The sequence below is a fragment of the Serratia sp. MMO-28 genome, from assembly GCF_037199905.1.
GTDB lineage: Bacteria > Pseudomonadota > Gammaproteobacteria > Enterobacterales > Enterobacteriaceae > Chania > Chania oryzae.
Genome location: NZ_JBBCVB010000021.1, coordinates 1 through 22,290 on the forward strand (window position 1 = coordinate 1; position 22,290 = coordinate 22,290).

Below are 22,290 nucleotides of genomic sequence, written 5' to 3' on the forward strand. Positions count from 1 at the left end.
CGAACAGCCGGATCAGCGAGCTATTACCCTACGCCGAAAACAGCTTCAGTTAATGTCTGCTAGCTTATTACATTATTTTAATCACACAACGCGAGTTCGCCGTTCGGTTACGCATGGTCACGTCCCACTGCATCTTCGAAGTGTTCGATGCTTGATTCATTCTGTTTCTGTACTACATGAATATCGTCGATGATGTTTAAATAAGCCGCAGCTAGAATATGACCATCGTTGAAGCTATGTAGTCTGTCCCAGCAGAAAAATGCTACTTCCCGGAAATTATCTGTATTAAGCCCTTTCAGCCAATCGCATTCAAGGCCACATGGGGCTGCGAGATCCTGATGCCAATCGAGTGAAATCAATGTTACAGGTAAGATCAGACTATCTTTCGTCTTTGCCCATTTGAGCCAGTAAAAGAAGGCGAAGCGGTGGTCCTGACCGATGGCGACTTCAACTGACTGCTTCATATTACTTGGGTGTGAAACGATATCCTAACGAGACACCGTGTCATCATGTTGAAGCGGTTTTACGACACGCACCCGTATGAGAATCCAAGACAAGGTGAATGGGCGCATGACTGAAGGATGTTATGGACAGACGATGAGCGCTGTTTGAGTGTGTGAAAATACCTATTAGGGATAGCCCCCATCAGGTCGTCGTCATTAAATTATTTTATTAATGATAATTAATTGTTAATAATTTGTATCAAAATTGAGTAGATGCTTCTATACTAAAATTGAGGAATATCTAATTGCCAAACGACAGACTCGATGAGCAGATTTTCTGATTGCCGAGTGGGGGAGGGCAATAGGGTGAATTGCTTGTGTCAGGATTTTGTCATTCACTGCCATTTTCCTACACACTTTTTCGGCATCAATCACGGGGTGCCAACAGTATCCGATTCCTGAGACGTCATTGTTTATCAATATTCACGCTATTTAGATAATTCCTTGTTCTGGCTTGAATTTTGTAATCAGTTTCACCTTTGTCATTGACCGCGTTCGTCCCGCTGTAAATTTTCTGACATTCCAAGCGTCTGTTCCTTCATCAGAGCAGATAGCGCAGTCAATGGTGTAGACAATCATTGCATAACGCATGCATATTCGACTCAAGGAAGAAACATGAATCCATTTCTGGCTGCTCAAACTCACCCGTCAAGCTTGGCAATCCCACCTTCCCCGGTCTGCTCCTATACCGAATGGGACCCTTTGGAAGAAGTCATTGTCGGTGTCGTCGATTGCGCACGTTTCCCGCCTTGGCATACCGCACTGGAACCTGTTCTGCCTGAAGGCCAGCACCAGAACTTTCAACGTCTGGCGGGGCGTCCTTTCCCGGCTGAACTGGTTGAAAGTGCCCGAAGGGAACTGGAAGAATTCGTGCATATTCTTCAAGGTGAGGGAGTTATCGTTCGCCGTCCGACCCCGCAGGATCAATCTCAGGTTTTTGGTGCGCCAGGCTGGACGAGTACAGGGTTGTATTGCGCCATGCCACGGGATGTCCTGCTCGTGGTCGGGGAGGAGATCATCGAGTGCCCGCTGGCCTGGCGTTCTCGCTACTTCGAGACGTCGGCCTATAAATCCTTGCTGAAAGAATATTTTCACAAGGGCGCACGATGGAGTGCTGGCCCCAAACCGCAATTGACTGACGAACAGTTTGATCCCCATTGGGAAAAAAATGCCTTACCTGGCACAACCCCCCTGGTAGTCACTGAGTTCGAGCCGACATTTGATGCGGCCGATTTTACCCGCTGTGGGCGAGACATCATTGCACAAAAAAGCCATGTGACAAATTCGTTTGGGATTGAATGGCTCAGACGTCATCTTGGTAAGGACTATCGCATCCACGTTCTGGAGTTCAACGACTCGCACCCTATGCACATTGATGCGACATTGGTGCCTCTGGCTCCGGGCAAGCTGCTTGTGAATCCAGAGCGGGTGCTTGAGAAACCTGCCATTTTTAAGGGCTGGGATATGTTCAAGGCACCCACCCCGATCATTCCAGACTCGCATCCACTGTATATGACCAGTAAGTGGATAAACATGAATATCCTGATGCTTGACGAACAGCGTGTCATTGTTGAAGCGCAGGATGAACCGATGATGGCCAGGATGAAGTCCTGGGGTTTCAAGCCCATCCCATGTAATTTCAGGAACTTCAACAGCTTCGGTGGCTCCTTCCATTGCGCCACAGTGGATGTTCGCCGCCGTGGCACCCTCCAGTCCTATCTGTTATAGGAGGCCGGGTCATGAAAATCTGGAAATATTCAAGATGGGATGTGCTCATGCTGATGATGAGTCTGAGCCAGTTTGTTGTGACAATCTGGCTGGCCGTTCAGTGGGGGGAAGCAAGTTGGGGGGCCTGGATTTTGAATGTGATGTTGCTCGTCCTGATGACGACATACAATATCATTGTCATCTCCCATTTCTTCACCCATACACCCTGGTTTTCATCTGCCGCGTTAAACGCGGCCGTATCGGTGCTTAACTCCATCAACATCGGGCAGTCAGTGCAGGCCTATCACCTGACTCATGTGCGCAATCACCATCGCTACAATAACGATCAAGGCAAACAGACTCAGCCACCGCAAGACACCTCCTCCACTTATCTGGAGGGGGAAAATGGCGAGCATATCAGTCTGATGAGCTACACCGTTCGCGGTGCTCTGGGCACGTGGTGGCGTAGCTGGGTCGCGTGTGGCAAAGCCCTCTGTTTTTGGAAGTGCCATAGTGAGGCTGTGGAGCCAGCGCTGTACTACTCACGTTCAGAGGCGGCCAGCGCGCGTGAGAGAGCCCAGTTACGTTGGGATCGTGTGGCACAGGGGGCGATCCTTATCCTGCTGCTTTTTCTGGCATGGGATTGGGTCTTGCTGTGTTACCTGCCCTCGCTTTACCTGGCCTTTGTGCTGGTGAATGTCCAAAACTATTACGAGCACTATGGCGCGAATCCAGACGATCGATTCGCCAATTCAGTGAGCTACTATGGCCGGTTCTACAACTTTATGGCATTCAATGACGGCTATCATCAGGAACATCACCTGGCTCCGTCAGTCCACTGGCGAAAATTACCCCAAACACATCTGCAATACGCCCGGCAATTGACTGAACATCCACGCATTGTCAGCCCGGTTCCCGCCATAGTGGGCTTCCTGCACCGACAGCGTCCGTTGCTTCACACAAGGATAGACACTGGATATGTACTCCAGAGCGACTAAGGAGGTTTCTATGTTGTTAGATGATCTAACCATTACGGGTGTCAAGCTGCCCAGGGATCAATTCAGGGTCCAGGAGTCAAATGGGGTATTGGACGTGAGTTGGGTCAATCAAATGTTTGCAGGCCAATTGGCTGCTTATCGAGTGCGAGGTTTTCTGTCTGAGCGAGATTGCAGTCGGATAGTGAAAAATTTCTGGGGTTCGACAGCCCGGACGCCTCGGTATGGGGAGGGGGAAAGCGGGGTGGAAGGCTACTTTGTCGGGGCCTCGCATATAGAAAAAACAACACAGGCGTATCTTGACCAGGTACAGCACTACAGGCAGTCGGTAGAAGCCCTGTACCAAGACTCTACAGATCCTCTGGGGCGGATGCGCGATGAATTTACACATCTTTCACTCAATGCTCGGGCTGCTACCCATGCGGGACGAGTAGCCGGGGATGCCAAAGCCGTCTATTGGAATAATACGGGAGAGTTTCTGCTACTGCCGCACGATGATCTGGCGCAATTAAGTGATCCTCGCCAGAGTGGTTTTGAAATTCAGCAAATCGAGCGTGTCATCGCTGCGAATTTTTATGCAGAGATGCCACCGACGGGGGGCCAACTGAAGGTGTGGAACATCGAGCCGGATAACCGTTCCCGGCAACGATTGGGGCTTGCACACAGCGGTTTTCCTTACCCCGCAGGGCTCTTGCATGACCACGACAGTCTGGTGCTCGACGTGGCGGCAGGGGATCTGGTCTTGCTCAATGGAAATCTTATCCATGCGGTGCTGGGTGGGAAGGGAACCTCCGCACAGCGGCGTTTGCTGGTCACGTGTTTCACGGGGCGATTACCCTTGGGAGAAATTGTCTGGTGGACTTGATGCGATGCGTTTTCCCTGGTTTGACTTTGAAAAGACAAGGGCATAAATTCAATGCAAATACATTATCCAGTGATACGCTCATGAACCAGAACGCCCAGACCCGCAGAATGGGGGCTGACCAATTGCCAGCCCGTTCTGCTGTGCGCGCTTTCAGCGTGTCACCGCCGCCGCCCAATAGCCCGTCAAAGTAACCGTTCCGCTACTTGCGTCCGATATTCACCATCCTGCCATCTGGTCTGAATGGTTTGTCTGGACGTCGTTCAACGACAACGATTTAGACAGGTTAAATGATGATATTTACAAAAAATGCCTGGGCTTCCTACGGCTCAACCACACTTTTCGTTCTGCTCTGGGGCAGTGGTGCCATCTTTTCACGCTGGGGGCTCGACCACAGTTCAGCGTTTGCCATTCTCACCTTGCGCTTTGCACTGGCCTTATCTGCACTGGTCGGCATTGCGCTCCTGAGTGGCCGTTTGCTGCCTCGTCCAGGGACGCGCTGGCAGGTGGCGCTGGCAGGCATCCTGTTTATTGGGGGGTACTCGATCTGCTACTTCCTGGCTCTGGAGCATGGCATCACACCGGGTGTGCTCGCTACCGTGCTGGGCGCTCAGCCGATTCTGACACTGGTCCTGGTGGAACGCCGTTTCTCGCTGAGCCGCCTGTTCGGTTTATTACTGGCGCTGTGCGGTTTGATACTGGTGGTGTTTCAGGGGCTGACTTTTGCCAGTGCCTCGATGCTGGGCATTGTTTTTGCGTTATTGGCACTGATCAGTATGACCGCCGGTGCCCTTCTGCAAAAACGTGTGCAACAGTCGCCCCAGGATGTGCTGCCGCTTCAGTACCTGGTCAGCTTGATACTCTGCCTGCTGTTTGTCCCTTTCAAGCCTTTCGAGCTGGAATGGCGTGTCGGGTTTATCCTGCCTCTGCTGTGGCTGGGACTGGTCATCTCTGTCGGGGCGCAACTGCTGCTGTATCGGCTGATCCGGGCGGGAAATCTGGTCAATGTGACCAGCCTCTTCTACCTGGTGCCTGTCGTGACGGCTATTATGGATTATCTGTTTCTGGGTAACGTTTTGCCGATGCTCAGCCTGTTGGGGATGGTGGCTATTCTGACCGGTCTGATGCTGGTTTTTCACTTCGGACAGCAACGTCAGTTGGCCTGAATTCAGGAGGCTTTAACCATCGCTTGAGAGGTGGCGTGCCAGTTCTGCTTGCGATACGGCCCGACCCAACTCCTGTTCATAAAGATTACGGGCTCTCTCAATGCCCAGTGCGCGTTCGATAAATGTCAGACGGCTATGCAGTTCACCTTCGGCCAGATGCCCGGTCAGCGCGACAATCTCGCCCTGTTCAGGCCAGGGATGGAAAATGCACAGCAGGCGGAAAAAGCGCTCATCCCGTGTCTCGCTCCACAGCTCACGCAGGATCGCCAGTCGGGTAGTAGTGTGTATGATCTGGCCGCTGGTCGTGCGGTCTAGCATCTTGAGAAAATCGGGAAGTTCAGGCTCAAGTAGATGTGGATAGGGTTTAATGTCAGGCATTGGAAGTGCAATGGACTTAAGCTCAGAAGCCACATTGTTTTCGCAACGGCCTTTAGCAATGGCATAACTAAAGATTTCGCTGAGATACTGGCGAACTATTCTGGATATGCTAAGTGCGCCGCGGTTTTCTACGCGTTCTTGAATCTCTGCACAGTCAGCACGAGATATGCTTGTTAGGCTTTTATCACCAAGCAATGACAGAATATCTCTATCCAGATAAGTTCTTATCTTGCTGAGAGTTTTTTCTGTTCGCCCGGCTTTAATCTTGCTTTGATACCACTCCTCGGCAGTTACACGAAATGTGTTGGTTTGATTCTCAATGATTTTGAGTTTGTCCTGTTTCCTTTTTTGTCTGGGATCTATGTCCCGAGCGAGGAGTGCGCGTGCTTCAGCAGCGCGCTCACGAGCCAGTTGAAGAGACATACTTGGGTATGATCCCAATGAAATACGATGTTGTCCTAGATTAAAGCTGAATCTGAAGTGCCAGTATTTGTGTCCGTTGGTGTTTATCCACAAGAATAGCCCCCTCCATCGGCTAGGCCATAAGGTTTGGCTCGGGGTTTTGAATTGATTATTTCTCGGGAGGTTAACATGGTAGTACACCTTTCGACTAACGATCATTGATGTACTAAAAATTGTACTAGATTGCTACTGGCTTGTGGTGGGAGTGACTAGAAGTTAATGGAAGCAAAAACTTAAGTTTTGTTATATTAATTTATATTATTCAATGTATTAAATACAAAATTGGATTTCTTTGGATGTGTTTGGATGAATAAGTGGTCGAACATGACGTTCTTCCTTATTTTTAAATAAATAATTGAAATTTAATGAAAATTTATTTGGATATAATTTTAATGTACTAATTCATGTACTACTTTTATCTGAGCAACAACATGTGCTTATTCAATAAAGGCTACAGACTTCCATTGAATTGCAGGAAGGTTTTAGTTGAACTGAATTTTTTTAAGAAGATCAGCAAGAAAAGAATTGAATTCAACCAATCATGGGATCTTCTGGAAAGTGATAAAGCCGGGACGTTGTTTCTCTATACTCATTGAACATCAGATATGCCCAATTATGTAACATTTCGCATAATTGGGCATAAATAGGTATTTGTCATTAATGCCTAACACGGAAGGAGGTGTTTGATACTTTTCTTTCTCTGCAGCTTTTGAAAGAAATGGTAGGGAGCAACATATGCTGACTGATTCTCATCGAGATAATCAGCCCACCATTGCATCATCTGGTATCTGACCTCAAGATGCTCAGCCAGATGGTTGTAGGCCGCTCTGACCGAGTTTCTTTCCTGATGGCTCATCTGAAGTTCAATGGCATCCCGCGACCACCTTCCTGACTCGATGAGGGCACTGCAGGCCATGGCTCGGATGCCATGCGCACATATTTCAGTGCGGGCGGCGGTTTAGATTATTTAACGTCGTCGATGATTTTAATCGGGAAGTACTGGCCATAGAAGCTGACTTGAATGTACCGGCTCATCGTGTTGTTCGCATACTGGAACGACTCAGTGTAGAAAGAGGTTATCCCGCTTTTATACGAAGTGATAAGGGACCAGAACTCACGGCAACAGCCTTAGGCGAATGGGCAGAACGCCACGGCGTGATACTTGATTTTATTCAGCCTGGCAAACCGATGCAGAATGGATTTATTGAGCGATTTAACAAAACTTTGCGAACAGAGATACTTGATATGTATCTGTTTCGAACGCTTTCAGAAGTGCGAGAGTTAACAGAAAACTGGCGAACAGAATATAACGAGGAACGCCCGCATAGAATGTGCCGCCAGTTATCTATGCGAGGCAAAAACTGAACGGAGATCCTCATTGGCGGTGGTACTAAAAACTGGAGGGACTACAAAATGAAGGCTGGTGCATAATGAACATGTTGCCCGCGGGAACACGTATCTGGATCGTGGTACCAAGGATATAAACCTTGCCGATTCGAGTCCTTGTGAAGCCCCCAAAAATGCTGGATGCCAGTATACTAATATGGAACAGAGTGTAATTTGAACTGCAAGAAGGGGATTTTACTTTGAGACACCATGGACAATAGTGGCTATCCATGGTGTTAAATTTATGGCTCCTCTGACTGGACTCGAACCAGTGACATACGGATTAACAGTCCGCCGTTCTACCGACTGAACTACAGAGGAATCGTGTGAACGGGGCGCATGATAGCGATGGACTATGGGTTTGTCAAAGCACTAAAGTGAGAAAAAAGTGTGTTTGCTGGCAGATTGAACATCTTGGCTCGTTTTTCAGCACTTTTCATCGGTTAACCCTTTTTTAACGTGATGATATTTATCAATACAATGGTGCGGCTCTTTGTATTTTGAATGGATTATTTCTTAAGATTATTCTATGCTAGCGTAGAGAGTGTTTGGTGGTAGGCATGGTCTTGGGGTGTTGGCGGGCCTTGTCAAGGTTGTATTTATTACTCTATGCTACGCAAAGTCATTTTTATAGCGGTAAACTACACCGTTCCTTTGTTTTCCGGAGTTTCTCAGTAATGAAAAAAGCAATCGCGGTAGCCGCACTGTGTGTGTTGTTGGCAGGGTGTCAAAATATAAACAATCGTCCTAAAGCCAAAACAACCCCGGTGGTAACGCCGCGCACGACCACCACGGTGACTCAACCGGCACCTCGGCCAGTGATTTCTGAAAGCACGGAGACGGTGATGCAATCCTGCATGAAAGAATTGAATGCCTTGCAGCAGGTTAATCAGGCGATGTACCAGACTCGCAGCCTCGAATTGAACCATATCGTGTCGGAAGCTAAATTGTATATGCGGGTTCGTGACAACGTGAGTACCGATATCCACCAAATCATGGATGCCGCTTACCAATTCCGGATTTCAAAAACCTGCAACCAGATTCGTACCGACCTGACCAAGGCTCTGGTTGAACGCGTTGTTGGTGCGTAAAACCTCGCTCTAGGGTTAACCGCGCGTATTCATATAACCGTGAATACGTGGCGCTACAGCAAAACGCTCTCATTTGGGGGCGTTTTTGTTTTTTATCTGCCACATTATGCAGTTACCGCTAAAACCTACGGTTGAAGAGGTAGTAAATTAAAATGTGATCTGCATCGCATTTTATTCGTCGATTGGATAATATATCGCCATCACCAGCCCTGTAATGGATCATCTTAATGGAAGAAACCACACCTTCCCGTTCAACCGCTTGGATGCGCGTTGTTGTGCTCGCCGTTTCGGCATTTATCTTTAATACCACCGAGTTTATACCGGTCGGATTATTGAGCGATATTGCCCAAAGCTTTGAGATGCAAACCGAGCAGGTCGGCCTGATCATCACCATTTATGCCTGGATCGTTGCCACTGCATCGCTGATCTGTATGTTGCTGACCAGCAAGATTGAGCGGCGCAAATTGCTGATCGGCGTATTTGCCCTGTTTATTGCCAGCCATGTGCTCACGGCAGTGGCATGGAACTTCACGACGTTGGTTATTTCCCGTGCGGGGGTGGCGCTTGCGCACTCGGTGTTCTGGTCGATTACCGCATCGTTGGCGATCCGCGTTGCTCCCGCAGGCAAAAAGGCTCAGGCATTGAGTATGCTGGCGGGAGGCACCGCGTTGGCGATGGTGCTCGGGTTGCCGTTAGGCCGAGTGGTTGGGCAACTGCTTGGCTGGCGTATGACCTTTATCGGTATCGCCATTTGTGCCACCTTGGCGCTGATAATGTTGTGGCGCTTACTGCCGGTACTGAAAAGCGAGCATTCTGGCTCGTTCTCCAGCGTACCGCTGCTGTTCAAGCGCCCTGCGTTGGTCAGCCTGTATATGCTGACGATCGTGGTGGTGACGGCGCACTTTACCGCCTACAGCTATATCGAACCCTTTATTCAGAATGTGGCAGCGCTGGCGGCAAACTTTACCACTTTGATGCTGCTGTTATTTGGGGCGGCGGGGATTCTCGGCAGCCTGCTGTTTAGCCGCTACAGCGAACGTTTCCCATCAGGTTTCTTTATTGGCGCGATTGGCTTGCTGGCCGTGAGCCTGCTGTTATTGTTGCCTGCTTCGGGCAGTGAAACGTCGTTGACGCTGCTGTGCATCGTGTGGGGCATGGCGATTATGGCGATTGGCCTTTCCATGCAGGCTAAAGTATTGCATCTGGCACCGGATGCGACCGATGTGGCCATGTCAATTTATTCCGGCCTATATAACTTTGGTATCGGGGCGGGGGCGCTGTTGGGGAATCAGGTCAGCCTGCATCTTGGGATGCCGAATATTGGTTTTGTCGGTGCGCCGTTGGCACTGATCGCATTAGGCTGGTGTGTGCTGAGTTTTTACCGCAGCGAGCGTTTGCAGCAGCAACGGGTTTGATAAAGGCGACGTAGCCCCGCCTTGGGGCTACACGGGTTTATTGCCGCTTGAGTGACTTTTTGCCTTCGACACCATTACCATCATCATTGACCAAAATATAACTGATGCTATCGGGTTGCCAGTTGGCTTCGCCACCGATCTCCAGCGTTTTACTGGAGAAGGGGGCCAGCATACCAATGTCTGCCAGAGAGGATTTACCCCCGCCCGTGAGTTTGGCTGCACTGAAAGTGGCGTAGTAAGGTGAAGCATTTTCAACTTTGAGTTTCAATACACCGGGTAGCCTGATCAGGCTGAATTGCTGCTGTGCAGTCAGTTGATCGACATCTATTTTCAGGTGCTGCGGGCGATAGAAGGTCTTCAACTGCAGGCGCACCGCGACTTTCACCGCTGAAACCCCTGGCGGCAGTTTGGCATCGGTAGGGGGGATCTCGTAAATATTCAGCCAATACAAGGATTCACGATCCTGTGGCTGCTTTATCTGCGTGGCCAGCAGGCGCAGGTTCTTCTTTTCCCCCGGCTCCAACCGGAAAAGCCCCGGGAGGGGCAGTACCGGGACGTCTCCCGCAGTTTCTGGCGTTCCTTCCGGTGACCCATCATCAATCCAGGCCTGCACAATGACCGGATAAGGATTACCGTTCGACAACATCAGTGAGCGTTCGCGATCGGCAGCGGAAAACACCACGCGCGATGATTCTACAATCACGCCTGCCTGCGCCCAACTGCTGAGTAATAACCCGCCAAGACATAATCCGATTAATTTTCGCATCATTGCACCTGAATAATCACCTGCGCCGTCGCGCTCACTTTGCCCGCGGTAACCGTTTTGCCAGGCAGGGCTTTTAGCGTCGCATTAAGGGTTTTAGTATAGGTTGTCACACCGTTCACAACTCCCCCTGAAACGGCATCATCCAATACCGGGTACCAACCCGCGTTATTGCCGCCCAATACGGTGCCGCTCAACGTACTGAGCAAGTTCATAACCGTGCCGTTAGTGCGCGAAATCTGAATGCCCACGCCGCTGGCGACATTAGGATCGGTGCCATAGCCGTCTGACAGCAGATAGCTGACGCCGGAACCGGCGGTGCCAAACCCGGCTGATACTGCCGCTGCCGCGTTGGCGGGGTTGACCAGGATCCCCATCGCAGTCTGGTTAGCGGCGACACCACTGGCAATGGCCGTTACGCCGGTATTGGCTGGGGCTCCTGTCTGGCAGGCAAACTGGATGGTAATTGGCCGTTGACGCGTTACTCCAGATTTCAGCTCTGCTACCGTGATAATCGGGAAGATCACCATCGGTGTCACGTTAGTAACCGAGCAGGTGGCTGAACGACGGATATAAATGCGGTTATACAGGTTGACCGCACCTGGCCATTGATCGGCCCAGCCGTTGAAGTAATAGGCCGAATCTGCACCAACAGTGAGATTCGGCGCGTTGGTACTGCTTTTAAAAGCGATGTAGGTGGCAGGCTGTGCCTCTGGGTAAATCCCTGCAGTTGTCCGCGGGCCATTAGCGTTGGTCAGTCTGAATAATTCTACCTTGGTATCGCTGAAATTCTTGGCCTTGACTAATATCCACCCTTGCGAATCTGTATCCAGATTGGTCAACGGGCGGGCCTTCCAGTAGCGGGAGTAGTATTCGCCCGTGACCAGATTGGTTGCCCGCAGGGCCATGCCGTTGATATAAGTCCGGTAAGACTCTGGTAAACCATAGGCAGCCCCGACCTCGTAATTCCCCGCGTAAGCTGAGTCACCGTTGGTCGCGTAATATTCATACAGCTTACCTGCTTCATCAGCGGTACAGCGGAACAGAATCTGGTCAGGGGTATAGGTTGCGGAGCCAGCTTGGAGGAAGCTGACGATACCGCTGGCAATCAAGGTGCCATTTGGCTGGAAGGTGGTGTTGTTGATGTTGACCACTGTTGGTAAGGTGCCTGCGGAACCTGTCGTGTCGCCTGCTCCACTCCAGGCAGCTGCAGTACCTTTGCCTGCTTCAGTATAATAGTTTGAGCTGGGTGTATTGGTGATCGTAGTGATTCTGTAACATGACGCCCAACTGGGCGTTGCCAGCGTGACACCCGCCAACGCCAGCAATGCAGCAGAAAAAGTTTTGCTCATGGTTGTTATCTCACGTTGTGCGTTGAGCATCAGTGGCTGTTGCATGGTAACTCCAGACGATACAATGACTGCGTCATGTCCTGACCGCGTAAATCGTAATTCAGCGTGCATTGCTCGCTGGCAGACTCACCCCACTTCACCTGCAATGTTCCTTGCTTGCCTGAAGCGCGGGCATAAATCTGGTTGCCTTGGCCCACTAGACCGATAACGGTGTTATTGCTGTCATACACGTTGCTGCCCAACGGCAGATTGCCACTTTGTGTGCCCAACAGCTTGATCAGCAAAGCATAGCCTTCCAGCGTTTTGAAGCGGACTTTGACTACCGAACCGGCATAAGGCGCTATGCGCTGCTGGTTCTCGGTGAGTTCGGCACTGGCGTTTTCGATCCCCTTGGCATCGAGGCTGATATCGTTGTAACGATAAGGTACCAGTGAGGGGACAATGGCATAACCGGAATTATTGATTTTTGCTCCCATACCGTTAATGACTTCCGCGCCTTTAACGCCATCGGCTTCAACCAGGGCAAAGGTATCGCCCAGATAAGGGCCCAATGTGACGCCGCCACTGTGCAACACCGCGGCACCACGTACGCTGGCGCCACCTTGGGTATAACTCCTGCCTTGTGAGAAGCTGCCACCGAAGGTAGCCAGCGACGTCTGTTTGGTCACGTTGGTACCAAAGCTGGCCCCTGAACCACTGGAGTCGAAAGCACCATTAACAGTATAGCTTAAGCTTTGGTCTTCCCCGAGAGTCCCGGCTAATGCGCTCTGGTAGTTGGTATTGCCGTTCTTACCATTGGTGTGGCTTACACCAGACGACAGGAGCGGCGAGCGTGAACCGGCACCTAACGGAATGGATACCGAGAACATGACAACATTCTGTGAACTGCCGTTGGTGGTATCTCCCGCCGACTGGACACCCGAGCGTATGCTGCCCGTCTGCTGGCGGCTGAGCGACAGGTTATAGCTGATATTTTTATAACTGTTCGAATAGGCCATCTGATACTGAGTATCTCGCCCACGGCCACCGCGGTAGCTGCTGGTTGAGCCGGAGAAATAGAGCTGGCCATACTCCCCCAGGCTTTGGCTGACGGTAGCGACAAACTGGTTGCTTTGCTGGTAAGTGCTGGATGACCAGACGTTATTGTTATCATACGCATCGCGTAACCCCAAAACGTCGCTCAAATCGCGATAGCCCTGGGTAGAATAACGGTAACCTGCCAGCGCCAGCGTGGTTGCCGTTGGGGTAAAGGTACGGCTGTACGTGGTGCCCAGACGCCAGCCGTCAAGCGTATCACCCCACATGTCTGCCCGTGAATACACCGCATTAACGCCCACCGCCCCAAGCCGACTGCTGAATACCGCCCCACCGAGTAACGCCTGATAGCCGTCAGAAACGCGGATACCCGAATTGGCGGTGATGGCATTGGTTAAGCCAGCCTGATAGGTCAAATCGGCAAAGGCTGCATTGCTGTTACCAATGTTGCGCACCTGCCCGGCAGCGATGCCCAGGTTCGAATGCCCAGGCCGCATCGAGTCTGGAACGGCAGAGAACGGTACGGTAAAGGAAGAAACGCGGCCGTCGGCTTCCTGCACTTCCACCACCAGGTCGCCCTGGAAACTGGTGGGATATAGATCATCAATGATGAACGCACCGGGGGCGACGGTGGTCTGATAAATCTGTACGCCCGACTGGCGCACGCTGACCTTGGCGGTGGTGGATGCCACGCCACGAATGGTAGGTGCATAACCACGCTGCGACTCTGGCAACATACGATCGTCAGTTTCAAACAAGATACCGCGAAAGCCCAGGCTGCTGAACAAGCTGCCTGAGGTGAAACTTTCACCCAGCGTTAACTGCCCCCTGACTGATGGCAGTGGGCGTTGTACATAGGTACGTATCGAGTTCCATTGGCTGCTGCTGGTGCCTTGGTCGCTGTTATACCGGGTAAAGCTCGACTGTTGGCGCAGTTGCCACAGGCCAGGTTGAGACCTGAATTCAGGCCTAAAAAGGTGGAGTCTGTGGTGTTACCCGACGCTCTGGTTCGGTAATAGTTGGTGTCGTAGTTGGCAAATGCCACGGTTTCACCGGCCGAGAGATCGCTGAGCGGCACGGAGCCGCGCGCTTCACGCTTCATCAAGAGCTGCGGAACGGAGAGTTCGAGGCGTAGACGGGCAAAATCAAAACGGCTTGAAGCCCCATCAACCTGTTGTTCCAGACTCAGGCAATTGGCGGCCTCATCGGCCTTGGTTTTTATCGCACTGGGTAAAATACCGGCGTCAAGCAACATCTCGCGTGACAGACAGGCGGAGACATGCCCTTGCTCTCCGGCGGCGAACACCAGTGATTTGCGGCTAAAGAAATCACCGTTGATAAAGATATCAACTTGATAAGTGCCGGGTTCGATAGCATTCGCCTGATTAAAACGGGCGATGCTTTTCTGTTCTTTGGCGCTGCCGACCAGCATGCTGTCATCGAATTCAAATTGACCGTTGGTCGTGGCGGCGAAGGCTTGCGGGATCAGTAACCCCAACAAGAGCGCCAATGGCTTGAGGCGAGCCCCGTTTATCGGCGAATTGACCAACACTGCCTTCCTTTGGCGAATATCGGAATAGCGTGGGGAAATGGTTATTTTTGCGTGCATTCCTTTAGTCCCTAAAACGCGAAATCCTGGTACTGCAAATGAATACGGTCGATCAGTTCAGACGGCTTTCTTGGTTGGTATGGCCACCGTAATCGTTGATCAGCGTAAATTTAATCTTCTGTGCACCTGCAGGGGACTGGGTATTTTTTTCCAACTTCCAGCTTGCCTGAGATTTTGGTGCAATCATCTCCGTTTTGAACGGTATTTCTTTATCGCCCACCACGGCGACTGCTTTGATAACGGAAGCGTGATAGCCGGAATCGTTATCCACGTTCAACACCCATTGCCCGGCTTGCTGTTTCAGTGAGAAGCGAAGTTGTTCTGCGACTTTATCTGGGCTACCGACAATATTCTTAGGGCGATAGAAAATTTTGAGCCGGTTACGCAGCACCACCAGCATCTGGTTTTCTGCATTATTGGCCACGTTCTTCGGTGGGATCTGCACACTGTTCAGGTAAAACACCGATTCACGATCCTGCGGCAGATCCTTACCGGTAAAGACCAAGCGTACCGATTGGCCGGTTTTAGGCTCAACACGGAACAGTGCGGGCACGACGACAAAGGGCCCATCCGCATTGTCAGGCGTTGAGGCAGGATTGTTGATGTCTGACCACATCTGCATCACATACGGAATAGTGTCATTATTGGTGAGCTGTACCGTTTGTGATTGTACATCCGCTGGGTAGATGATCCTGGTGTTGAGCATGACTACGCTGGCGGTCAGAGGGGCAGAAAGCACCATAAGAAAAGCGGAGAACGCGCCAAGCACGATCCCTGGATATTTGATCGTCACAGGAGTATCCTCTCGGAATCCCCCTTCCACCGCAGTGGAAGGGGAAACAGGCATTACTGATAAGATACGGCGTATTGCACGCTGCCCAGTACAGAACCGGCTTCAGCGGCGTCTTCAGCAAAGTAGCGCACGGCAAAATCGTGAGATGCAGAAGTTGCACCGTTAGCCAGCGACAGGCCAGCAGCACCGTTTTGGCCAGTCAAATCCAGCGGAGTAGCTGGTGCTGCAGGGTCAACCAACTGCAGAGACACATTTTTAGCGGTGCCGGTGTTACCCATATTGCCGGTTGCAGTCAGGTTGTTACCTACGAACACGGTTTTAATCGCGGTGGTGCCCACAGAAGCGGCGCAACCAGTCAGGCTGATGGTGAACGGCGTTTGGCCTGCACTAGCACCGGTGGTAGCCAGTGAGCTAGCGGCAACGGTTGGCAGCAGGATCAGTGGTGTTGAGGCGTTGCCATTGATGCTGATATCACAAGTCTGATCGGCCACTTCACCCTGGAACTTAATGGTGTTGTCAGCCAGTGCAGCGGTGGATAAAACCAGGCCGGCAGCAACGATCGCGATTTTGTTCATTTTCATGTTAGAGATTTCCCTTAGGTTAAGTCGTTGGCGAAAAACTTACTGACTTCGCCGTTTCCTGTGTTTACAGCACTACGTTTTTTATTGACCTGATTCTCAGATGTTTCTTGCAATCAACAAGCAGTAAAAAAGAAGCTTATATTATTTACTTGAGAACATTCTGATCACACTGTCTCCATGTGTCAGCCAGGCAATCTATGAAAATGCGCTAAATGCGTTTACTGATTAGCCCGTTGTTGACGAGAGATATTCTACATACCCCGGCTTACATTGGAATCATTAACTATTAAATGATGGATCTTAAGTTTTTTATTCTTAATTTAATGTTTTTAAAAATGAATTTAATGATAAAGTAGCGATGTGTCTCATGTGGCAGGATATTTCACTAAGTATTTTCCTAGTGCGATAACCTGAGAATCATCCTAATTTGAGTGAGGAAGGGATAGTGATAATGAGCAACTATTTTATTGGTGGTGTTGCAGATGTTTCTTAGTGGGTTATTTTGAGTCGGCATTGCCTTTGCTAAAAATACGTTTTTTCGGGTTACACTAAGCCATAGCGCGAAAAACTGTCTTGGTATCTTTAGGCCTTTACAAGACATCATTACGATAGTTGATGCCCATTTTTTCAAAGAGATAGCGTATTTCGTGCGATTTATCCGTCCAATGCGGGCTGGATAGTTTCTGTGATTTCAGGTTAATGAGGGAGAACGTCAAATACCCTGTCAACAAAGCCTATTACTCGTTTGGAGAGGTGGCTGTTGCTTGGATAGATGATGCTGAGTTGCCTGGGAGGAAAGCTACATTCTGGCAAAACGGGGAGCCGTTTGCTTGATCTCGTTTAGATAAGCTTCCGGAGGATTACTGATGTATTACATTCTTCAAGTCGATTTTCCCTACTCAGGGCCATGGGGAGAGGCAATGTATCCCGCGATGGAGGAACTTGCGCGCTCGATTTCTGCCGAGCCCGGTTTTATCTGGAAATACTGGACTGAGAACCAGGAAAACAGTGAAGCGGGGGGTATTTATCTCTTTAGTGACGAGAGCGCTGCGGCTGCGTATCTGAAAAAACATACCAGCAGGCTAAAAAGCTTCGGTATCCCCAGGGTCAATGGCAAGATTTTCGCGGTTAACGAAGCCTTGTCACGGCTCAATCACTGCTCTTTTTAGTGAGGGGGCGGTGAGATAAGGGGCCTTTTCTCGTTCACCTCAAGATGACTTCCATGTGTTTTACTGGGAATTATCTTGGGGTGCTATCTTGTCTCAGTAGACATCCTAGATTTTCATCATTAAATCAAGCCATTAAAGCATTTTCCTTAGATTTTAATCCTTAATTATAGTCATTTTCAGGATGTGCGGAGTGCCATAGTGCTATGGCATCAAAGTATCCTGATGGTTGGAATATGCCCGTGCTAGTGGGTTGAGTATAAATAGTGAAGATGGGATTTTTCTTATTAAAAGAGAGTTGATATCCTTTGGGTTGAGAAAAAATCTGGTAATGAAATCAAAAGTAAAACCTATTAACGCTGTCGTGGGTGAAGAGAAACGCTGGATTAAACAATTCGCCTATACTGAATTTGAAGGTAAATACAGCGTAGGAAAATGAACAAAGCTGTGCGTATGGTGACGAGGTTGGCTTGGTCTACTGTTGCCAGCGCGGGTACAGCGATAACACCAGGATCGTTAGTTCTGTGATGGAGAGCGTGCAGTACTCTGTGTCTCATCAGTAATAAGGCATCCCCCTCCTGTGGCGATGGAGAGGGGATTCAGTCAAGGCATTAAACGAGGATGTTTCGTGTGAAAACCAAATGTTCCGGTATCATAACTAGCGCTTTATCTCTTCTGTTGTTGTTCATCTCTGAGCAGGCGTTAGCCAGCGTGGTTATGCTCAATACTCGGGTGATTTATCCGTCAGGCTCGCAATCGCAAACTGTCCAACTCACCAATAATGACACTATTCCGTATGTGATGCAGATGTGGTCAGACATCAACAATCCTGCCTCAACGCCTGACAAGGCGGATGGGCCCTTTGTCGTGGTGCCAGCCTTATTCCGTATTGAGCCCAAAACCGGCCAGTCCGTCCGCCTGGTCTTTACCGGCAAGGATTTGCCGCAGGATCGCGAATCGGTGTTTTACCTGAATAGCGTACAAATCCCGCCCAAAAATGTGGCGGGTTCAGCAGAAAACCAGATGCTGGTGGTGCTGCGTAACCGGATAAAAATTTTCTATCGCCCTAAAGGGCTTGTGGGTGGGCCTGAAAAAATAGCCGAGCAACTGCATTTTTCCCTGAAACAGCAGGCTGGGCAATGGGTGCTGACGGCGAAAAATGATTCCCCTTTTTATGCATCCATTATTAAAGCTGCCGCTGTGGTGGGCAATAAAGAAGTGCCATTCAACGCGGATATGGTGGCACCAAAATCTCAGGCAAGCTGGAAATTAGAGAAAGGGGCTTCGTCGCCTGCGGGTGCACAGAAAGTGACATTTACTTTGGTCAATGACTATGGCGGACATACGCGTGCCGAAGCCAGTTTGAATTGACCGGGAAGCTGTATTCGTTGGCAGTCAGTATCCCTCAGTAAGGGACTGAAAGAATGCTTATGAACATCACTTCAAACGTATCAGGCCATCGCCAGCGAATGGTGGAGACCGGCAGCCTACCAGTAAGCATTGTGCGCTTAAAGGCGCTGGCGGTGTTGCTATGGTTGCTTGTTCCGCAGGTTTACGCAGATGCGACCAAAAATGCGTTTGAATTTGATGACAGCATGCTGGTTGGCAGCGCCAAGGAACAAAAGAGTATTGCGCGGTTTAACCAGGCTAACGCCGTAGAACCCGGTACTTATCAGGTTGATATCTTTATCAACGGTGATTTCCTTTCCCGGCAGTCACTGGCGTTTGCCGCCGGGGAACGCGGTGTGATTGCTGCCTGTTTGTCACGGGAAAGCTTGCTTGATTACGGGGTTTTACCGTCCGCCATCAAAGCAAAGGCTGATGATGAAACACAGTGTCTGAGCTTAGAGGAGCGGGTTGACGGGGCCTCCAGCCGCTTCGATTTTGCCCGGCTGCGCCTTGACCTGTTTGTTCCACAAGCCTTGATGCAACGTCAGGCGCGTGGCGCGGTGTCCGCCAGCGATCTCTCGGCCGGTGAAACCGTGGCGTTTGTCAATTACGACACCAACTATTATCGGACACAGGCTTCCGGTAATACCACGGAATCCACTTACTTTGGGCTTAACTCTGGCCTTAATCTGGGGCTGTGGCAGTTTCGTCAGCAATCCACTTTTACCCGTTACAACAGTAACTCCAGCCCGAGTAATAGCCAATGGAACTCAATTCGTAATTATGTGCAGCGCCCGTTGCCGTCGATCGGCAGCCAATTAACGCTGGGTGACAGCTTTACCTCGGGCAGCCTGTTCAGCAGCCTGGGTTTTCGCGGTATCCAGTTGGAAACTGACGAGCGCATGCTGCCGGAATCGCAGCGTGGTTACGCACCCACCATCCGTGGCGTGGCGGCGACGACGGCCAAAGTCAGCGTGCGTCAGTCGGGTGTGCAGATTTATCAGACCACGGTGGCACCTGGGGCATTTGTTATCGACGATCTGTATCCCACCAGTTTCCAGGGCGACCTGGTGGTGGAAGTGCAAGAAGCCGATGGCCGCATCTCCTCTTTTACCGTGCCGTTTTCTGCTGTGTCTGATTCGATGCGCCCTGGGCATGCGCGCCTGAGTTTTTCTGCCGGACAAGTGCGCAATATCGGCAACAGCGATGCCTTGTTCACCGATCTCACCTATCAGGCCGGGGTGACCAATGCCATTACGGCCAATACAGGGGTACGTATTTCTGACGGCTATCAGGCGCTGCTGGGCGGGGCCGTACTGGCCAGCGGGTTTGGTGCCTTGGGGGTGAATGCGACCTATTCACGGGCGGATATGTGGGGAAAGAATCTTAATGGATGGCGCGTCGGAGCGACTTACAGCCGCACTTTCACACCCACCGCCACCACGCTGGCGCTGGCGGGCTACCGTTATTCTACCCAGGGTTACCGCGATCTGAGCGATGTGTTAGGCCTGCGCGAAGCTCACGATAGCAACGAGTTATGGTTATCCAACACCTATCAGCAGAGTAATCAGCTGGTTGCTACTGTTAGCCAGAGTTTGGGGGAATATGGCCAGATCTATTTCTCCGGCTCAACCAGCACTTACCACGGTGGCCGTGGGCGAGATACGCAATACCAGATGGCGTATTCGCACAGTTATAAAGGTGTTAGCTATAACCTGTCGCTTGGCCGACAGCAGACGGGGCGCACTCCAACAGGGGTGGTGGCAGAAGACGAGGTGAATACCGGGCGTACGCAGAACATCATTATGTTTTCGCTCTCTTTCCCATGGGGAGCCGGGTCACGTTCGCCGCTCATCTCTGCGGGTGTCACCCATGAAACCGGTGGCAATACGAATTACCAGACGGCACTGGCCGGTACTCTTGGAGAAAACCAGAGCCTGAGTTATACCGTTAATGGCGCTTTCAATTCCGGCGGTGAGGGAGCCAGTGCCGGGGTAAACGTGACTAAGCAACTGCCGGTGGTTACGCTGGGGGGTAGCTTTTCGCAAGGCAGGAATTATACCCAAGGTGGCGCCAGCGCTCGTGGTGCCGTGGTGCTGCACGGTGGTGGTGTAACATTCGGGCCTTATCTGGGGGATACCTTTGGGCTCATCGAGGCTAAAGGAGTCAAAGGGGCGGAGGTGATGAACGGAACCGGAGCGAAAGTGAACCGCTTTGGTTATGCCATCATCCCCTCATTGGTACCTTATCGTTATAACGATATCAGCCTGAACGCCAAGGGCATCGAGAATGCGAGTGCTGAACTCACCGAGAACCAGCAGCGTGTGGCACCTTATGCCGGCTCTGTGGTAAAAGTGCGTTTTAACACGCTGGAAGGTTATGCGTTGCTGATTAAGGTACGGGATGAGCCGAATGGCGGATTACCGCTGGGCAGCAATGTTTATGACAGCAATAACACCGTTGTAGGCCTGGTTGGCCAGGGGAACCAGGTCTATGTTCGTGCGAGTGGGATGCAGGGGCAATTGCAGGTGAAATGGGGGGATTCTGCCAACGAACAGTGTCTCCTGAGCTATGACTTACGCGGCCAGGATAGGAAACAATCGCTGCACCGTCTGGAGTTGCCCTGTGGTAAGCTGTGACACCAAACCAAATCGCCATGGGTTGCCATGGCGCTGAGTTTGACGGTTTTGCATAAAGGAACGTAGCAATTCAGGGTGATTAATAGATCACTTTATGGCCGTAACTTTCTAGGATCCCTTTCACGCGATCCATGGTGTCGGCTTTGGGGGGATGGACGCCATCGAGCTTGTACTCTTCCCCCATTGCTACCCATTTATGCTTGCCTAACTCATGGTAAGGCAGCAACTCGATCTTCTCGATATTGCTCATCTCTTTGGTGAACTCACCGAGCAGATGTGCGGATTGATCATCGTCTGACCAACCTGGAACGACCACGTAACGGATCCAGGTACGTTGATTGCGCTTGGCCAGATAGCGGGCAAACTCCAGCGTGCGATGGTTGGAAACGCCCACCAGAATCTGATGTATTTCATCGTTCATCTGTTTCAGATCGAGCATCACCAGATCGGTAGCATCCAGAAGCTCATCGATCACCGGGTCGTAACGGCGTACAAAGCCGTTGGTGTCCAGGCAGGTGCTGATGCCTTCCTGGTGGCAGGCGCGGAACCAGTCACGGACGAACTCCGCCTGTAAAATGGCCTCGCCGCCGGAGGCTGTCACACCGCCGCCGGAAGCGTTCATAAAATGACGATAAGCGACGGTGTCTTTCATCAGTTCTTCTACGGTCACTTCTTTCCCGCCGTGCGTATCCCAGGTATCGCGGTTATGGCAATACAGGCAACGCATCAGGCAACCCTGGAAGAAAACAATAAAGCGGATACCAGGGCCATCAACGGTGCCACAGGATTCGAAAGAGTGGATGCGGCCTTTTAACGACATTGCGGGGGGTTCTCCAATAGTGACTGTCAAACGCAGTCTAAAATTAGGCTGCTAACCGCCAGACAGGGATCAGCGATGCGGCAACAGGGCAAACCCGGCACCGGAGTGAAACGATTCCTGTTGGCCAGTTATTGCGCCGGATAACTGTTTTGCGAGATATCCATCAGTATACCCCTTC

The 22,290-nt window shown here is 50.8% G+C and carries 19 protein-coding genes, 1 tRNA gene and 2 pseudogenes; 11 read left to right on the forward strand and 11 right to left on the reverse strand.

The genetic code is table 11. From position 1 onward, the window contains the following. Positions 1 to 107: 107 nt before the first annotated feature. The gene (locus WG891_RS18015; RefSeq protein ID WP_337263987.1) at positions 108 to 464 is read right to left on the reverse strand and encodes a UPF0489 family protein; all 357 of its coding nucleotides are present in this window, start codon (positions 462 to 464) and stop codon (positions 108 to 110) included. A gap of 654 nt (positions 465 to 1,118) precedes the next feature. Here WG891_RS18015 and WG891_RS18020 point away from each other — a divergent pair. From WG891_RS18020 to WG891_RS18035, 4 genes are all read left to right on the forward strand, one after another. Beyond that, complete coding sequence (locus WG891_RS18020; protein WP_337263988.1) at positions 1,119 to 2,231, forward strand: amidinotransferase; 1,113 nt, start codon at positions 1,119 to 1,121, stop codon at positions 2,229 to 2,231. A gap of 11 nt (positions 2,232 to 2,242) precedes the next feature. Then, positions 2,243 to 3,208, forward strand: coding sequence for a fatty acid desaturase family protein (locus tag WG891_RS18025; RefSeq protein ID WP_337263989.1), 966 nt, complete (start codon positions 2,243 to 2,245; stop codon positions 3,206 to 3,208). Between the two features lie 10 nt (positions 3,209 to 3,218). Then, positions 3,219 to 4,070, forward strand: a complete 852-nt coding sequence (locus WG891_RS18030; RefSeq protein WP_337263990.1) for a hypothetical protein — start codon at positions 3,219 to 3,221, stop codon at positions 4,068 to 4,070. Between the two features lie 287 nt (positions 4,071 to 4,357). Next, a complete protein-coding gene (locus tag WG891_RS18035) occupies positions 4,358 to 5,233 on the forward strand; it encodes a DMT family transporter (protein ID WP_443006174.1) in 876 nt (291 codons plus the stop codon). 12 nt (positions 5,234 to 5,245) lie between these two features. On the opposite strand, the gene WG891_RS27075 is transcribed toward WG891_RS18035, so the two are convergent. Further along, positions 5,246 to 6,232, reverse strand: coding sequence for a phage integrase central domain-containing protein (locus WG891_RS27075; protein ID WP_443006173.1), 987 nt, complete (start codon positions 6,230 to 6,232; stop codon positions 5,246 to 5,248). Between the two features lie 505 nt (positions 6,233 to 6,737). Further along, positions 6,738 to 7,022: pseudogene (locus tag WG891_RS18050) on the reverse strand (tyrosine-type recombinase/integrase); the annotation flags it as partial. Between WG891_RS18050 and WG891_RS18055 the strand changes: the two are divergent. Continuing rightward, positions 7,019 to 7,438 (forward strand): annotated as a pseudogene (locus WG891_RS18055) (integrase core domain-containing protein); the annotation flags it as partial. The pseudogenes WG891_RS18050 and WG891_RS18055 sit on opposite strands and share 4 nt — an antisense overlap. Positions 7,439 to 7,704: 266 nt before the next feature. On the opposite strand, the gene WG891_RS18060 reads toward WG891_RS18055, so the two are convergent. After that, positions 7,705 to 7,780 (reverse strand) — tRNA-Asn (locus tag WG891_RS18060). Positions 7,781 to 8,136: 356 nt separating this feature from the next. Here WG891_RS18060 and WG891_RS18065 point away from each other — a divergent pair. Both WG891_RS18065 and WG891_RS18070 read left to right on the forward strand, forming a co-directional pair. Continuing rightward, positions 8,137 to 8,550, forward strand: coding sequence for a hypothetical protein (locus tag WG891_RS18065; protein ID WP_337263991.1), 414 nt, complete (start codon positions 8,137 to 8,139; stop codon positions 8,548 to 8,550). A 227-nt stretch (positions 8,551 to 8,777) separates the two neighbouring features. Beyond that, the gene (locus WG891_RS18070) at positions 8,778 to 9,965 is read left to right on the forward strand and encodes a sugar transporter (RefSeq protein WP_337263992.1); all 1,188 of its coding nucleotides are present in this window, start codon (positions 8,778 to 8,780) and stop codon (positions 9,963 to 9,965) included. Between the two features lie 37 nt (positions 9,966 to 10,002). Here WG891_RS18070 and WG891_RS18075 read toward each other — a convergent pair whose 3' ends face one another. The 6 genes from WG891_RS18075 to WG891_RS18100 are packed head-to-tail and all read right to left on the reverse strand — an operon-like array spanning position 10,003 to position 16,092. Beyond that, positions 10,003 to 10,731, reverse strand: a complete 729-nt coding sequence (locus WG891_RS18075; RefSeq protein WP_337263993.1) for a fimbrial biogenesis chaperone — start codon at positions 10,729 to 10,731, stop codon at positions 10,003 to 10,005. Then, positions 10,731 to 12,125 carry a fimbrial protein gene (locus WG891_RS18080; protein WP_337263994.1) on the reverse strand — a complete coding sequence of 465 codons (1,395 nt, stop codon included), beginning with the start codon at positions 12,123 to 12,125 and terminating at the stop codon, positions 10,731 to 10,733. The genes WG891_RS18075 and WG891_RS18080 overlap by 1 nt, the downstream gene beginning before the upstream one ends. Then, a complete protein-coding gene (locus WG891_RS18085; protein ID WP_337264061.1) occupies positions 12,110 to 14,050 on the reverse strand; it encodes a fimbria/pilus outer membrane usher protein in 1,941 nt (646 codons plus the stop codon). The genes WG891_RS18080 and WG891_RS18085 overlap by 16 nt, the downstream gene beginning before the upstream one ends. Then, positions 13,933 to 14,724: a FimD/PapC N-terminal domain-containing protein gene (locus tag WG891_RS18090; protein ID WP_337263995.1), complete on the reverse strand. Its 792-nt coding sequence runs from the start codon at positions 14,722 to 14,724 to the stop codon at positions 13,933 to 13,935. Before WG891_RS18090 ends, WG891_RS18085 begins: the two co-directional genes overlap by 118 nt. Positions 14,725 to 14,776: 52 nt before the next feature. After that, on the reverse strand, positions 14,777 to 15,517 hold the full coding sequence (locus WG891_RS18095; protein ID WP_337263996.1) for a fimbrial biogenesis chaperone: 741 nt from the start codon (positions 15,515 to 15,517) through the stop codon (positions 14,777 to 14,779). A gap of 53 nt (positions 15,518 to 15,570) precedes the next feature. After that, positions 15,571 to 16,092: a fimbrial protein gene (locus WG891_RS18100; RefSeq protein ID WP_337264062.1), complete on the reverse strand. Its 522-nt coding sequence runs from the start codon at positions 16,090 to 16,092 to the stop codon at positions 15,571 to 15,573. Positions 16,093 to 16,964: 872 nt separating this feature from the next. Between WG891_RS18100 and WG891_RS18105 the strand changes: the two genes are divergently transcribed. The 4 genes from WG891_RS18105 to WG891_RS18120 all read left to right on the forward strand — a co-directional run bounded on the left by WG891_RS18105 (position 16,965) and on the right by WG891_RS18120 (position 21,292). Beyond that, entirely contained in the window at positions 16,965 to 17,267 is a 303-nt protein-coding gene (locus tag WG891_RS18105) for a monooxygenase (RefSeq protein ID WP_337263997.1), read from the forward strand. Positions 17,268 to 17,493: 226 nt separating this feature from the next. Further along, positions 17,494 to 17,703 carry a hypothetical protein gene (locus WG891_RS18110; RefSeq protein ID WP_337263998.1) on the forward strand — a complete coding sequence of 70 codons (210 nt, stop codon included), beginning with the start codon at positions 17,494 to 17,496 and terminating at the stop codon, positions 17,701 to 17,703. A gap of 191 nt (positions 17,704 to 17,894) precedes the next feature. Further along, positions 17,895 to 18,635 (forward strand): fimbrial biogenesis chaperone, encoded by a 741-nt coding sequence (locus WG891_RS18115; RefSeq protein WP_337263999.1) that lies wholly within the window; start codon positions 17,895 to 17,897, stop codon positions 18,633 to 18,635. Between the two features lie 59 nt (positions 18,636 to 18,694). Next, positions 18,695 to 21,292 (forward strand): fimbria/pilus outer membrane usher protein, encoded by a 2,598-nt coding sequence (locus tag WG891_RS18120; RefSeq protein ID WP_337264000.1) that lies wholly within the window; start codon positions 18,695 to 18,697, stop codon positions 21,290 to 21,292. A gap of 79 nt (positions 21,293 to 21,371) precedes the next feature. Here the strand turns inward: WG891_RS18120 and pflA are convergent, their stop codons facing one another. After that, on the reverse strand, positions 21,372 to 22,112 hold the full coding sequence (gene pflA / locus WG891_RS18125) for a pyruvate formate lyase 1-activating protein (protein ID WP_337264001.1): 741 nt from the start codon (positions 22,110 to 22,112) through the stop codon (positions 21,372 to 21,374). Positions 22,113 to 22,290: the final 178 nt, after the last annotated feature.